Source organism: Paenarthrobacter sp. YJN-D, from assembly GCF_015040335.1.
GTDB lineage: Bacteria > Actinomycetota > Actinomycetes > Actinomycetales > Micrococcaceae > Arthrobacter > Arthrobacter nicotinovorans.
The window spans coordinates 649,719-663,671 of record NZ_CP053549.1; the positions used below are offsets into that span (position 1 = coordinate 649,719).

Below are 13,953 nucleotides of genomic sequence, written 5' to 3' on the forward strand. Positions count from 1 at the left end.
CAGCGTCGATCGTGTCGCGAAAAAACCGGGAAGTCCGTAGAGCCGGGTCAGACGTTGGCGATGTGCCGCACAGCGTCGAGGTAGGGCATATTGATCGCGGCGTCCGCCACTGCACGGACCGCGGGCTTGGCGTTGAATGCCACACCGATCCCGGCCGCGCCCAGCATGTCGAGGTCGTTCGCGCCGTCACCGACAGCGATCGTGTGCGCCAACTCGATTCCCTCGGCCGCAGCCCACTGCCTCAAGTACTTCTCCTTGGCAGCCCGATCGATGACGGCCCCCAGGACTTTGCCGGTCAACGCGCCGTCGACGATTTCAAGCTCATTGGCAATCCAGTAATCAAGGCCCAGATCTTCTGCGATGGGCCCAAGGATCTGGTTGAAGCCACCGGAAACAACAGCCACCACGTGGCCGGCCGCCTTGAACGCGGCCACGAGTTCTGCCGCCCCCAAGCTGAGGCGTACCTCGTCGCGGACGGAATTCACGACGTCGGCCGGCAGGCCCGCCAACACGGCCACACGGGCATGGAGGCTCTGCGCAAAATCCAATTCACCCCGCATGGCAGCTTCGGTGACGGCAGCGACCTCTTCGCGCTTGCCCGCATATGCTGCGAGCAGCTCGATGACTTCCTGCTGGATGAGCGTTGAATCCACATCCATGATGAGCAGCTTGCGCCCTGCCTGCCGAAGGCTTGCAGGCACCAGGGCGGTATCGGCGCCCTCGACGGCAGCTTCGGCCACCCGGCGTCGAAGATTGGACAGCTCGGCGGGGGAATCAAGCCGCACGTTCAATTCAGACGTAAAGACGCCGAACCTGTCATCGCTGCTGTGTGATTCCGCTGACACTTCTGCGCCTGCGTCGGCCAGTACCTTGTGCACGCCCTCAAGCGAATCGGGGGAAAGTTTCACGCCATAGCTGACCGCAGCCAAGTTCGAAGTCATGGCTTCAATCCTACTGAGGGCGCTCCGTCCACCCGAAACTGTTTCGACTCATATACGAGCAGAAACATCAGTTATCAGTCATGTGCAGTTTTGTCCTAGTGTCTACTGCTATGAGTGATGTTCTGGAATTGGCCTCCGTCAGCGTTGTCCGCGGCAAGAAGACCCTGCTGGACAAGGTAGACTGGCAGGTCAACGAAGGCGAACGTTGGGTCATCCTTGGCCCGAACGGCGCGGGCAAGACGACTCTTCTCCAGATTGCGGCCGCGCGACTCCATCCCAGCAGCGGCAAGGCCGGGATCCTCGACGAAACCCTGGGTCGTGTCGATGTCTTCGAACTCCGGCCCCGGATCGGACTCTCCTCCGCAGCGCTGGCTACCCAGATCCCCGAGCATGAGAACGTCCTGAACGTAGTGGTCACTGCAGCGTACGGCGTCACCGGCCGCTGGCGGGAAGGCTATGAGCGCGACGACGAACGGCGCGCCTTTGGCCTCCTGAACGACTGGGGGATGGGCCCCCTTCTCAACCGCACCTTCGCAACATTGTCTGAAGGTGAGCGGAAGAGGGTACAGATCGCCCGCGCCCTGATGACCGACCCCGAACTGCTCTTGCTGGATGAGCCTGCCGCCGGCCTTGATCTTGGCGGCCGCGAAGAGCTGGTTCACAAACTTGGCGAACTCGCCAGCGACCCGGCCGCACCGGCCATGGTCCTGGTAACCCACCACCTTGAAGAAGTACCTCCGGGATTCACCCACGCCATGCTGCTCCGGGAAGGGGGCGTGGTGGCTGCCGGTCCCATCAAGGACGTCCTCACTGACGAGCACCTCGGCAACACCTTTGGCCTGGCGCTGGACGTTTCCGAAAACGCCGGGCGCTACACAGCCACCGCACGGCGCTAGGGCGGTCCGGGACAAACGTGGAGATTCTTAGCAGCATCCTGGTCTTTTTTGCGGGCTTGTGGGCCGGCACCATCAACGCAGTAGTCGGCTCGGGCACCTTGGTGACCTTCCCCGTGCTGATCGCCCTGGGTGTGGCGCCCGTCGTCGCTTCCATGAGCAACGCGATGGGTCTCGTAGCCGGTACGGCCGCTGGCGCCTGGGGTTACCGCCGCGAACTGGCCGGCCGCGGCAGGCAGCTGCTCAAGCTGATGCCGGCATCGCTGTTGGGTGGCATCACCGGCGCATGGCTGCTCCTCCACCTGCCGGAAAAGGTGTTTGGCTACGTGGCACCTGTGCTGCTGGTCGCAGCCTTGCTCATGGTGCTGTTCCAGCCCAAGCTCCAGGCATGGATCCGCAACAGGGAACAGAACCCCGAGCATGCCATCAAGGACAAGAGCCACGGCATCCTCCTGGTGGTCCTGATCTACCTCGCCGGGGTTTACGGCGGTTACTTTGTGGCCGCGCAAGGAATCCTCCTGGTGGGGATCCTCGGAGTTTTCCTCTCCGGCACCATGCAAAATGCCAACGCCATGAAGAACATCCTCACCCTGACGGTGAACATGGTTGCCGCTGTTTCCTATCTCATCTTCGCCTTCGACAGAATTAACTGGTGGGTCGTCCTGCTCATTGCCGTCAGCTCCACGATCGGCGGGCTGCTTGGGTCGAAGGTTGGCCGGAAGTTGTCGCCCAAGGTGCTGCGCGGCGTCATCTTCACCCTCGGTATTGTGGCGCTTGGCTTCATGATCGCCAACCTCCTGAAGTGATCCCGGGGTGACATTCCACTACCTTGAGTCCGCTGACGATCCACGCGTCAGTGACTACACAACACTTACCGATGTGCACCTCCGGAAGCTCCGGGAGCCTCGCGAGGGCATGTATATCGCCGAGTCCTCCAGGGTCCTGCGCAGGGCGTTGGCCGCCGGCCACCAGCCGCGTTCCTTCTTCCTGGCCGAGAAGTGGCTGGAGGACCTCACCGACGTCTTCCAGGCCTATCCGGAGGTGCCGGTCTTCATTGGGAAAGCGGCACTCCTGGAGGAAATCACGGGCTTCCACCTCCACCGGGGAGCCATGGCCGCCATGCACCGCCCGGCTCCCGTCCCGCTGGAGGAGCTCCTGGCATCCGCCAGGCGCGTCGCCGTGCTCGAAGACATCGTGGACCACACCAATGTGGGGGCTATTTTCCGGTCGGCGGCTGCACTGGGGGTGGATGCCGTCCTGGTCTCGCCACGGTGCGGCGACCCTTTGTACCGCCGCAGCGCGCGCGTCAGCATGGGCACGGTCTTCCAGGTCCCCTGGGCACGTTTGGAGAGCTGGCCACAGGACCTGGGCCGCCTCAAGGAACAGGGCTTCACCGTGGCAGCCATGGAACTGACAGACGACGCCCTGGACCTTGACGACCTCGCCGCCAGGGAGCTCCCGAAACTGGCGCTGGTGCTGGGAACCGAAGGTGCCGGCATGAGCGCAGAGACCCTTGCCGCCGTCGACCTCGCCGTCAAGATCCCCATGCGCGCCGGCGTCGATTCCCTCAACGTGGCAGCTGCCTCCGCCGTGGCATTCTGGGAACTCCGTCCGCGGGGCTGACGCCGGTTCGTATGGCGTGTTCGTTTCGGCTATGATTGGTTGTTGGCCCGGAAGCTGGAATGTTGCATTGCAGTCCACGGACCACCTCCATTCATACCTGGCAGCTGGCAAAATCCAGTTGCGTGAACAAAAGGTCCCATTATGAAGTCTGATATCCACCCGAAGTACGAAGCTGTTGTATTCAACGACCTTGCTTCCGGTACGCAGTTCCTGACCAAGTCCACCGTGTCTTCCTCGAAGACCATCGAGTGGGAAGACGGAAACACCTACCCGGTTATCGACGTCGAAATCTCCTCGGAGTCCCATCCGTTCTACACGGGCAAGCAGCGCATCATGGACTCCGCTGGCCGCGTCGAGCGCTTCAACGCCCGCTTCAAGGGCTTCGGCGGCAAGAAGTAACCACTTCACCCCAAGGCTTTCAAAAGCCCGCATTACCGGATTCTCCGGCAATGCGGGCTTTTGCGTTTTCCGGCAAGATGGAAACCATGACTTCCCAGCCGACACCTGAAACCGATAACGACGACGCCGGGACCCGCCTTCACGGCGAATATAAAGTTCCCGGCGGCAAACTGGTGGTGGTGGACCTGGATGTGGTGGACGGCCTGTTTGCCAACGTTTCGCTGAGCGGCGACTTCTTCCTCGAACCCGATGAAGCCCTGCAGGACATCAATGGGGCACTGACAGGACTTCCCGGGAACACAACAGCAGCAGATATTGCCGCGGCGGTCAGCGCCGGATTGCCCGCCGGCGCAACGCTGTTCGGTTTCTCCGCAGAGGCTGTGGCCATTACAGTCCGACGCGCATTGTCCAAAGCCACCAGCTGGGACGACCACCAGTGGGACGTCATCCCGCCGTCAGTTCTCCCGACCCATGTGAACGTCGCACTGGACGAAGTACTGACCGAAGAAGTCGGCGCAGGGTTGCGTAATCCCACGCTAAGGTTCTGGGACTGGGAGGAGCCATCAGTAGTCATCGGCAGCTTCCAATCGGTCAAGAACGAGGTTGATCCTGAGGGCGTTGCCCGCCACGGCATTACCGTGGTCCGCCGGATCAGCGGCGGCGGAGCCATGTTCATGGAGGCCGGCAACTGCATCACGTATTCCCTGTACCTGCCACAGACCCTGGTGGACGGCATCAGCTTCGCCGACTCATACGCGTTCCTGGATGCCTGGGTCATGGCAGCACTCGAGAAGCTGGGAATCACCGCTTTTTATGTGCCCCTCAATGACATCGCAACGGACCAGGGCAAGATCGGCGGAGCCGCCCAGAAGCGGCTTGCCAACGGCGGCATGCTCCATCACGTCACCATGAGCTACGACATCGACGCCGACAAAATGGTCGAAGTGCTGCGGATCGGCAAGGAGAAGCTTTCGGACAAGGGCACCCGCAGCGCCAAGAAACGCGTGGACCCCTTGCGTCGCCAGACCGGCATGGCGCGGGCCGCAATCCTGCAGGCCATGCAGGAGGTCTTTACCGAGCGATACGGTGCCTCAGAGTCCGTGCTCACTGAAGCAGAGCTTGCAGAAGCCAGGAAACGCGTGGACTCCAAGTTCGGTACCAGTGAATGGTTGAACCGGGTTCCCTGACCATCATGACCGGAGTTGGATTGACCAGAGTTGGAAACTGCCGGGTTCTGGATACTGTCGGGTTCACTGCGCACGCCCATGCACCGGCCGGGCGTTCACCGGGGGCTCGCCAACTTCGTCGATGGTATGGCCGCTGCAGGCAGTTGTGGTGACGCTGGCCCCTTCGACGCGGGAAACGGTAAACCATCTCATCGCGTCGCGCAGCCGGCACCACCCCACCAGGTACCACCGGCCGTTCGTGGAGGCGAAAAGCACAGGTTCCACGTCGCGGATGGTCGTAGTCCCGTCTGCCGAGGTGTAACTGATACGGACCACTCGCTGCGCGGCCATCGCTTCCTCCAGCGCTGACCTGGTTTTGCGCGACGGGGAGCGAACCTCATTGACCCAGATGCGACCGGCCAGTTCGTGTGCTCTAGCCTTGGTTCCGGGATCGAGGACGTCCAGGATTTTGTGGATACCCGCTGCGGCCAGGTCTGCGTACGGCGCATCGGGCGCTGCGGACACAGCCGCCATGAGGGCCACGGCCTGCGCCGGTGACAGGGTGACGGGCGGCAGGGAGGACCCTGCGGCCAGTCCGTAACCACCGCCGGGACCTGGGCGGGACCAGATGGGCGCCCCGCTGTTCTCCAGGGCATCAAGGTCTCTCTTGACGGTGCGTACGGATACCGCGAACTCCCTGGCCAGCATTTCGGCGGAGACCCCCCGGGCTCCGCTGCGGCGCAACATCTCAGAGAGGGCATGGAGCCGTTCGACTCTTCTCACTGTTCGAATCTTCCCAAATTCATGACACAAATAGTGACATACCCTTGTCCACGGCGCCTGCGAGGGTGGTGTCATGACAACTTCCACTAACCGCCCAACCATCATTCTCCTCGCCGGCCACTGGTTGGGCGCTTGGGCCTGGGACGAGGTCCTGGAACATTTGGGGTCCCATGACTCACGCGCGACGGCATTGACCTTGCCCGGCCTCGATCCCGACGACCCCGACCGTGCCGCGAGGACCCTCGACGATCAGGCAGCAGCGATTCTGGACGCCATGGCGCGACTCGGGGTATCCGAAGACCAGCCGGCGGTCCTCGTCGCCCACAGTGGTGCAAACGCACCTGCCAGCCTCGTTCTGGACCGACGCCCAGAGCTCATCCACCGAATGGTCTGGGTAGACTCGGGCCCTCTGGCGCCGGGAAGTATCTTCGCCCCGGACTTTCCGGACGGCTTGGCGGAGCTTCCGTTGCCGTCCATCGATGTCCTCGCAAGCCAAGCGAGCCTGGAAGGCCTGAACACCGGGGACCTTGAGCGCTTCCAGGCCAGGGCCGTCCCGGAACCCGGCCCCGTGCTTCGTCAGCCCGTCGAGCTCACGAACGATGCCCGCCGCAAGGTCCCCACCACACTGGTGTGCTGCTCGATACCCGGCACGACCGTGTTGGAGCTCGCCCACTCAGGCCATGGCATGTTTGCCGAAGTCGCGCACATCGAGAACCTCGACGTTCTTGACCTCCCCACGGGGCACTGGCCCATGTGGAGCCGTCCCCGCGACCTCGCCAGGGCCATTCAGTCAGAAGCTACCCGGAACAACTGAAGAGCATTCCTGGACCGCCGGCGCGGAGAGCCTGCGCAGCCTGCAGGAGCAGGAACGGGCTTGGGTCCGGTCCTGAATGACAGCTAAACCTGTGCCGACTGTGCTGTGTTTGCCGACTGCGCTGTGAGGGACCGCAGGAGGTGGCTCCGCTGCTCAATGATGATGCGCCGTAACGCGCGCGGGGCATCAGAGTGGTGGTGGAGCCATTCATCCGTCCTGAGCACGACCGGGTGGCCGGAGGGCTCCATTCCCTCCGCGAGGTCCTGGGCCGCCGGGAAGAGGCCCCTGACGATCCTGCCGGCAATTTCAATGCTCCGCTCGGCCCATACACGCTCAAGGCATTCGAAATAGGGCTCGACATAGGACGCCAGCATGTCACTGGGCGCAGTGGCGAAGCCGGCAATTGTGGCGCTGAGGATCTCGTTGGAGAGGCCCGTGGTGTTGACGGCCAGGTCCCAGGCTGCCGCCTTCACGGCAGCATCCGGGCGGGCAGCGGACGCCAACGCGTGCCCTTCCTTGCCTGACGCTGTCTTATCCGCTTCGAGTTGCCTGTCCAGCTCGGCCTGGGATGCCTCGCCGTGCGCGGCCAGGGCCTGCCAGAAGCTCCATCGCAGCTCTGCGTCGACAGTCAAGCCCTCCACTACTGTGGTGCCGTCAAGGATGCTGCGCAGCAAAGGGAGCTGACTGTCACCGTGGCGTGAGACCTCTGCCAACGTTCTGGCCCACGCCAGCTGCGCGTCGGAGCCGGGAGCCGAAGCCCGCAGTTGATGAGCCGCGACAGCCAGGAAATCCGTGCGAACGCTGTCCCTGGACCGTGCGGGTACGAAGCGTTCAATGGCGCCGGAGGCGTTTCCGAGCACATTTTGGAGGACTCCGATGCCGGATTCTGCCGGAGCGAACTGCTCCACCGCGCTCACGTACCGTGCAGCAGGCCTCACGCCGTCCCGGGCAGAATCCCACAGTGCCGTCCAGCACAACGCCCGGGCCATGGGGTCCTGGATTTTATCCAGCGAGGTACGCACCGTGCGCTCGGAGACAGGATCAAGCCGTACCTTGGCGTAGCTCAGGTCGTCATCATTGACCAGCAGCAAAGCCGGACGCTTCTTGCCTGCAAGCCCGGAGACGAGGGTGCTGGGACCTGCGACATCCACTTCCAGGCTTTCCAACCTGAGCAAAGCGCCGGTCTGGTCGGCGTCGTACAGTCCAAGGCGCATACGGTGGGGCCGGAGTTCCTGGTGGCCGGTCAAGGGATCGATGGCTTCCTGCTCCAGCATCACCGCGCCCATCACACCGTCGTCCTCCACGATGTCGGCCGTGATGGTCGAGATACCGGAGGTCTGCAGCCACTGCCTGGCCCAATCGCCGAGGTCCCGTCCCGAGGCTTCGCTGAGGGCCTTCAGCAGATCCTGCAGGGACGTATTACCGAAGGCATGCTCGCGGAAGTACTGCCGGGATCCGGCAATGAAGGCATCGAAGCCCACGTAAGCCACCAGTTGCTTCAGCACTGAGGCACCCTTGGCATAGGTGATTCCGTCAAAGTTCTGTTTTGCGGCCTCAAGATCCGGAATATCCGCCACAATCGGGTGCGTCGTGGGCAGTTGGTCCTGGACGTAGGCCCACGCTTTGCGTTTGCTGGCGAAGTTTATCCAGGCTGTGTCCCAGTCGGTGGCCCGGTCCACACCCAGGGTTCCCATGAAATCGGCGAACGATTCCTTCAGCCACAGATCGTCCCACCAGGTCATGGTCACGAGATCGCCGAACCACATGTGCGCCATCTCGTGCATGAGGGTGTTTGCCCTGGCCTGGTACTGGGCATCGGTGGCACGTGAGGCATAGACGTACTTTTCGGTGAAGGTCACCAACCCGGGGTTTTCCATGGCGCCCAGGTTGTACTCGGGCACGAAGGCCTGATCATATTTGCCCCAGGGGTACGGATAGTCGAAAAGCTTGTTGAAGAAGGCCAGGCCGCTCTTGGTGAGCCGGAACAGTTCCTCGGCATCGAAGGACGGCGCCAAGGATGCGCGGCAGTAAAGTGCCAGCGGAACATCCAGGCGGGTGCCGTCGTCGAGCGTTGCATCCCAGTGGTCGGTGGCTTTGAAGTAGGGGCCCGCCAGCACAGTGGTGATGTAGGTGGACATCCGTTCAGTGGTGGCAAAGTCCCACTGGGAAACGTCCTCAGAGCCCGGCACCGGCAACCGGGCGGCCTCCGAGCCGTTGGACGCGACTTCCCAGCCCGACGGCGCAATGACGTGGAACGTGAACTCCGCTTTGAGGTCGGGCTGTTCGAAGTTGGCGAAAACACGCCGGCAGTCCGCCGGTTCGTACTGGGTGTATAGGTAGCACTGCCCGTCGGCAGGGTCCACGAAACGGTGCATTCCCTCACCGGAACGGCTGTAAAGGGCTGTCCCTGTAACCGTCACGGTGTTCTCCGTTGCGAGGCCCTCCAGGATGATTCTGTCCTGGTCCACCACTGTTCCTACATCCAAGGCGCGTCCGTTCAACACCACGGACTGCACGCCCCCACTGATGAAATCGAGGAAGGTGTCGGAGCCGGCCCGGGCCGAAAAAGTGATGGTGCTGGAGCTTGGATATCCGCTGACTGCGGGATCCGCCGCGTCCCGGACATCAAGGGTGACGTCGTAACTGTGGGTGGTAATCAGGGCTGAACGGGTAGCGGCTTCATCGCGCGACAGATTGTGATTCGACACACAGCTATCTAATCATGATCCAGGCAGCCCCCAGGCCCAGTGAAGCGATGATCAGCCAGGACCCCAGTGCCACCACGGCAGCACGTCCCCCGGTATGGATCAGCGTCCTGACACGCACGGCAGAGCCCAGACCGAAAAGCGCCGACGCCAGCAAAATGTCCTGTGCCACCGCCGCCGCTTCCAGGAGTTCCGGAGGCGTCCATCCGAGCGAGCGGACCGCGACCATGGCGATGAAGGCGACCACGAAAAGCGGCACGATGGGCGGGAAACGGCCGTCCGCATTGTCCGCATCCGCTGAACCGTTGGCGCGTTGACGGACATGCTGGACCCGCTGATGCAGTCCTGCCGCAGCCACAATGGGGGCCAGGAGGATCACCCGCGTCAGCTTAACGACGACGGCGATCGCCAGGGCCGCTGTTCCTGCCGTTTGCGCTGTGGCCACCACCTGGCCGACATCGTGCACGGAAGCGCCCGTCCATGCCCCGAACTGCTCCGGACTCAGCATCAACGGATGCATCAGCAGGGGCAGGACGCCAATGGCCAAGGTCCCGCAAAGGGTGACCAGTGCGACGGGCAGCACCGTGTCCTGGTGTTTGATGCGCCGCACTGCGGCCATGGCGCCGATGGCTGAGGCCCCGCAAATGGAGAAGCCCGTAGCAATCAGCAAGGAAGCCTCACCGGGCAGGCGCAGCAATCTCGCCAGGCCGTAGGTTCCGGCGAAACTGGCCAGGACCACCCCGGCTATCAGGAGCAGGGACAACCAGCCGAGTCCCAACACATCACCCACACTGACTTTGAGGCCGAGCAACACAATGCCCGCACGCATCAGGTGCTTTCCGGCGAAGTCCAGGCCGGGCCGGGCGCGCCCCGCAACGACCACCGCCGTGCCCGGTATATTTGCTGAGAGCAAACCCAAAGCAACAGCAAGCGTCATGACCGGTATGACTGAAACCGCAGGCAGCAATGCGTGCATGGCGAAGGCAAGGCCGGTCGCGGCAACGCTCAGGACCAACCCTGGCCCCAGCCGTGACAGCTGGGACGCGAGTCTGTTGAAGGGCATGCCTCAACCCTGCCGGATGGGGGCACGGAAGGCGAAACCGGGAGCACCCGGAAACCGCGACACAATCAGTGCGTAATGCGCTCGACTCAAAAAGGTGATTGTCTGAATCCCATGTCTGACCTATTCCAGGATTACTCCGAGGCCGCTGCACGCGGTGGAGCCTACGACGAGATGTTTGCCCCCGGCCACGTTGCCAGAAAATCCTACGGTCAGGTCTCCGGTGCGCTCCGCGAGCTTTCCCTCGCAGATGTCACCGCCCGTGCCGACTCCATGGCACGGACCTTCCTGGACCGTGGCGTCACTTTCGACTACGCGGGGGAGGAGCGTCCCTTCCCCCTGGACATCGTCCCGCGTGTCATCCCGGCTGACGAGTGGGATGTGCTCGAACGCGGAGTTGCCCAGCGGGTCAAAGCACTTGAAGCATTCCTCAACGACGTTTACGGGCGGATGGCCGTAGTGGCCGATGGCGTGATTCCACGCCAGCTCGTCACCACCAGCGCCCATTTCCACCGGGCGGTCCACGGTTTTGAACCCTCCGGCGGCGTCCGCGTCCATGTTTCGGGCATCGACGTCGTCCGTGACGCTGCCGGCACGTTCCGGGTACTCGAGGACAATGTTCGTGTCCCGTCCGGCGTCAGCTACGTGCTGGAAAACCGCAGGGCCATGGCGAAAGGCTTGCCCGAAGCCTTCGGGCAGCAGCACATCAGGCCGGTTGAAGAGTATCCGCGGCGGCTACTGTCGGCGCTGCGCAAGACCGCACCCGCCGGCGTCGATGATCCGACAGTGGTTGTCCTGACCCCGGGTGTCTTCAACAGCGCATATTTCGAACACACACTCCTGGCCGGGCTGATGGGCGTGGAGCTGGTGGAAGGCCGGGACCTCATTTGCCGCGGCAACCGCGTCTACATGCGGACCACGGCCGGCGAACAGCGTGTGGACGTCATCTACAAACGCATCGATGACGATTTCCTCGATCCCCTGCAGTTCCGCTCGGATTCGATGCTCGGCTGCCCTGGCCTGGTCAACGCCGCCCGTGCCGGGGGAGTGACCATCGCCAACGCGGTGGGCAACGGGGTGGCCGATGACAAGCTCGTCTACAGCTATGTGCCTGACCTGATCCGGTACTACCTCCACGAGGAACCCATCATCGCCAACGTCGACACTTTCCGGCTTGAGGAAAAGGAAGCCAGGGAACATGTCCTGGACCGCCTCGAGGAACTGGTGGTCAAACCCGTCGACGGTTCGGGTGGAAAGGGGCTGGTCATCGGTCCCGACGCTTCCAAGGAAGAACTGGACGCCTTGCGCAAGCGCGTCATCGCCGATCCCCGCGGCTGGATTGCCCAGCCAGTGCTCCAGCTTTCCACGGTTCCGACACTCTCCGGAGACAAGTTCGGGCCCCGCCACGTCGACTTGCGGCCTTTCGCAGTGAACGACGGCGACGACGTCTGGGTTCTGCCCGGCGGCCTCACCCGGGTTGCCCTCAAGGAGGGCTCGCTGATCGTCAATTCCAGCCAGGGCGGTGGTTCCAAAGACACCTGGGTTCTGGCGAACTCGCCCCAGATGCCGGCCGAGGTGATCCCGCGGCAGTCTGTCACCCTGCGTGAACAGGTTTCCGTATGGCCGGTCGAAAGTAACTGGCGCGACCGCCAAACGGAGCAGCAGCAGTGAACCCGTTCCAACCACCACTTGAACTTCGACATGCACCACGCGAAGGAGGCACAGCCGCATGCTGAGCCGTATTGCTGAGTCACTCTTTTGGATCGGCCGCTACGTAGAGCGGGCCGACGGTACTGCCCGGATCCTGGATGTGCACCTGGAACGCCTGAACCACCTGCCCCTTGAGGAGCAGCGCAGCGTAGCCAGGGAACTCCTCGCTGTCATGGGTGCCAAGCCCCAGAGCGACGATTTCGGCCTGCCGGAACTGCTTCATGCCCTGGCCTATGACAAGCAGAGTGCCTCGTCCATTGCAGGGTCCCTCGGGGCAGCCCGTGAGAACGCACGTCGTGCCAGGGAAACGGTGTCCCAATCCCTTTGGGAGAGCCTGAACACTACCTATTACGGCTTGAACCAGCATCGCAAGGACGTGGTGGGAACGTATCGTTTCTGCAACTGGGTCCTGGAACGGACCGCCATGGTGCGCGGCCTTGCCGACACAACGGTCAGCCACGACGAAAGCTGGCTGTTCATGGTGCTGGGCCGTTCCCTGGAACGTGCGGACATGACTGCCCGCATGCTGTCCACCCGCGATGTCCAGTCCGCTGGTATGTCCTGGGTGAACATGCTGCGCTGCGCAGGCGCGTACGAATCCTTCATCCGCACCAGGCGGGCGGCGTTCGGCGACCAGCACGCTGCCGAATTCCTGCTCCTGGACCGCCTGTTCCCGCGCTCCATCGTGTACGCATTGCGCGATGCCGATGAGTGCCTCGCAAAACTGGACCCCTCGGCACAGCGCGTCGGCTTCATCAACGATGCCCGCCGCATTGTGGGACAGGCCCGCACCTTCCTTGAGTTCCACCGCACCGATGACCTCATGTCGGAACTGCCTGAGCACATGGAACGTGTGCAGAAGGCCGTGACGCAGGCATCGGACGCGATTTCCCGTAAGTACTTCAATCAGGCTGATGAGCACGCCTGGGTGGGAGAAGTTTCATGACCCGGCTGAGCATCGTCCACAAGACGGCTTACAAGTACAACCGCCGCGTGACGTTGTCCTACAACGAGGCTCGGATGACACCGCTGACCGACGGCCAGCAGGTGGTCCTGGAGTCCTCACTCAAGGTCTCTCCCAACCAGGCCTCGGTCAGCACATACCGCGACTATTGGGGAACCCGCGTCACCGCTTTCGACATGCAGATGCCCCACGAGAGCCTGGAGGTCCTTGCCACGGCCACCGTGGAAGTGCACCGCACAGAGCGGGTCGCCGTGGAGGACGACATCGTGGGATGGGACGTCATGGCTTCCGAAAAAATCCAGGACGAATTCAGCGATTGGCTTCCGCAGTCACGGCTCAGCGGGCCGGGGGAGGAAGTCCTCGGCATCGTTCCCGGGATTGTCGACGGCAAGAATCCCCACGAAGCCGCACTGGCGGTTTTCGCATGGATGGCCGGCGAGATGACCTATATGAAGGGCACCACCGGGGTGACGACAAACGCAGAACAGGCGTGGTCACAACGGCAGGGGGTATGCCAGGACCTGGCCCACCTTGCCATCGGAGCCTTGCGTTGCAGTGGCATCCCGGCGCGTTACGTTTCCGGCTACATCCATCCCCGGTCCTCGGCAGACATCGGGGAGACGGTGGCCGGCCAGTCACACGCCTGGCTGGAATGGTGGGACGGGGAATGGCGCAGCTGGGACCCCACCAACCACAAGCCCGCGGGCGACTACCACGTCACTGTTGCCAGGGGACGCGACTACAGGGATGTGCCACCCTTGAAGGGCATCCTCTCCGGCGGCGGCGGATCCGGGCTCTCCGTGTCCGTGGAGATCACCCGGCTCGCATAGGAATCCAAAGACAAGCAAGGCCCTTAAGAAGCATTCTTAAGGGCCTTGCTTGTCTACAAACATTT

The 13,953-nt window shown here is 62.9% G+C and carries 13 protein-coding genes; 9 read left to right on the plus strand and 4 right to left on the minus strand.

Going from position 1 to position 13,953, the window contains the following annotated elements; all coding sequences use genetic code 11:
- Positions 1-47: 47 nt before the first annotated feature.
- Positions 48-941, minus strand: coding sequence for a phosphoserine phosphatase SerB (serB, locus tag HMI60_RS03045; protein ID WP_055975746.1), 894 nt, complete (start codon positions 939-941; stop codon positions 48-50).
- Positions 942-1,051: 110 nt separating this feature from the next.
- Between serB and HMI60_RS03050 the strand changes: the two genes are divergently transcribed.
- The 5 genes from HMI60_RS03050 to HMI60_RS03070 all read left to right on the plus strand — a co-directional run bounded on the left by HMI60_RS03050 (position 1,052) and on the right by HMI60_RS03070 (position 5,043).
- Positions 1,052-1,837 carry an ABC transporter ATP-binding protein gene (locus HMI60_RS03050; RefSeq protein ID WP_039241258.1) on the plus strand — a complete coding sequence of 262 codons (786 nt, stop codon included), beginning with the start codon at positions 1,052-1,054 and terminating at the stop codon, positions 1,835-1,837.
- Positions 1,838-1,854: 17 nt separating this feature from the next.
- Positions 1,855-2,640: a sulfite exporter TauE/SafE family protein gene (locus HMI60_RS03055; protein ID WP_018777598.1), complete on the plus strand. Its 786-nt coding sequence runs from the start codon at positions 1,855-1,857 to the stop codon at positions 2,638-2,640.
- A gap of 7 nt (positions 2,641-2,647) precedes the next feature.
- Complete coding sequence (locus HMI60_RS03060) at positions 2,648-3,457, plus strand: RNA methyltransferase (RefSeq protein WP_193590539.1); 810 nt, start codon at positions 2,648-2,650, stop codon at positions 3,455-3,457.
- A gap of 141 nt (positions 3,458-3,598) precedes the next feature.
- Positions 3,599-3,856 (plus strand): type B 50S ribosomal protein L31, encoded by a 258-nt coding sequence (locus tag HMI60_RS03065; RefSeq protein ID WP_017200906.1) that lies wholly within the window; start codon positions 3,599-3,601, stop codon positions 3,854-3,856.
- 86 nt (positions 3,857-3,942) lie between these two features.
- On the plus strand, positions 3,943-5,043 hold the full coding sequence (locus HMI60_RS03070; RefSeq protein WP_193590540.1) for a biotin/lipoate A/B protein ligase family protein: 1,101 nt from the start codon (positions 3,943-3,945) through the stop codon (positions 5,041-5,043).
- Positions 5,044-5,106: 63 nt separating this feature from the next.
- Here the strand turns inward: HMI60_RS03070 and HMI60_RS03075 are convergent, their stop codons facing one another.
- Positions 5,107-5,805 (minus strand): YafY family protein, encoded by a 699-nt coding sequence (locus tag HMI60_RS03075; protein WP_193590541.1) that lies wholly within the window; start codon positions 5,803-5,805, stop codon positions 5,107-5,109.
- A 73-nt stretch (positions 5,806-5,878) separates the two neighbouring features.
- Between HMI60_RS03075 and HMI60_RS03080 the strand changes: the two genes are divergently transcribed.
- Positions 5,879-6,619: an alpha/beta fold hydrolase gene (locus HMI60_RS03080; protein WP_193590542.1), complete on the plus strand. Its 741-nt coding sequence runs from the start codon at positions 5,879-5,881 to the stop codon at positions 6,617-6,619.
- Positions 6,620-6,702: 83 nt separating this feature from the next.
- Here the strand turns inward: HMI60_RS03080 and pepN are convergent, their stop codons facing one another.
- A complete protein-coding gene (pepN, locus tag HMI60_RS03085; RefSeq protein WP_193590543.1) occupies positions 6,703-9,327 on the minus strand; it encodes an aminopeptidase N in 2,625 nt (874 codons plus the stop codon).
- A 4-nt stretch (positions 9,328-9,331) separates the two neighbouring features.
- Entirely contained in the window at positions 9,332-10,387 is a 1,056-nt protein-coding gene (locus HMI60_RS03090) for a YeiH family protein (protein WP_193590544.1), read from the minus strand.
- Positions 10,388-10,498: 111 nt separating this feature from the next.
- On the opposite strand from HMI60_RS03090, the gene HMI60_RS03095 reads away from it, so the two are divergent.
- The 3 genes from HMI60_RS03095 to HMI60_RS03105 are packed head-to-tail and all read left to right on the plus strand — an operon-like array spanning position 10,499 to position 13,888.
- Positions 10,499-12,055, plus strand: a complete 1,557-nt coding sequence (locus tag HMI60_RS03095; protein WP_193590545.1) for a circularly permuted type 2 ATP-grasp protein — start codon at positions 10,499-10,501, stop codon at positions 12,053-12,055.
- A 58-nt stretch (positions 12,056-12,113) separates the two neighbouring features.
- A complete protein-coding gene (locus HMI60_RS03100) occupies positions 12,114-13,040 on the plus strand; it encodes an alpha-E domain-containing protein (RefSeq protein WP_018777606.1) in 927 nt (308 codons plus the stop codon).
- Positions 13,037-13,888 (plus strand): transglutaminase family protein, encoded by an 852-nt coding sequence (locus tag HMI60_RS03105; protein WP_018777607.1) that lies wholly within the window; start codon positions 13,037-13,039, stop codon positions 13,886-13,888. The genes HMI60_RS03100 and HMI60_RS03105 overlap by 4 nt, the downstream gene beginning before the upstream one ends.
- Positions 13,889-13,953 lie beyond the last annotated feature (65 nt).

Bases quoted from the DNA above. Each gene is read 5' to 3' on its own strand.
- serB (WP_055975746.1), bottom strand. From the start codon at position 941: ATGACTTCGAACTTGGCTGCGGTCAGCTATGGCGTGAAACTTTCCCCC.
- HMI60_RS03050 (WP_039241258.1), top strand. From the start codon at position 1,052: ATGAGTGATGTTCTGGAATTGGCCTCCGTCAGCGTTGTCCGCGGCAAG.
- HMI60_RS03065 (WP_017200906.1), top strand. From the start codon at position 3,599: ATGAAGTCTGATATCCACCCGAAGTACGAAGCTGTTGTATTCAACGAC.
- HMI60_RS03070 (WP_193590540.1), top strand. From the start codon at position 3,943: ATGACTTCCCAGCCGACACCTGAAACCGATAACGACGACGCCGGGACC.
- HMI60_RS03080 (WP_193590542.1), top strand. From the start codon at position 5,879: ATGACAACTTCCACTAACCGCCCAACCATCATTCTCCTCGCCGGCCAC.
- HMI60_RS03090 (WP_193590544.1), bottom strand. From the start codon at position 10,387: ATGCCCTTCAACAGACTCGCGTCCCAGCTGTCACGGCTGGGGCCAGGG.
- HMI60_RS03095 (WP_193590545.1), top strand. From the start codon at position 10,499: ATGTCTGACCTATTCCAGGATTACTCCGAGGCCGCTGCACGCGGTGGA.
- HMI60_RS03100 (WP_018777606.1), top strand. From the start codon at position 12,114: ATGCTGAGCCGTATTGCTGAGTCACTCTTTTGGATCGGCCGCTACGTA.
- HMI60_RS03105 (WP_018777607.1), top strand. From the start codon at position 13,037: ATGACCCGGCTGAGCATCGTCCACAAGACGGCTTACAAGTACAACCGC.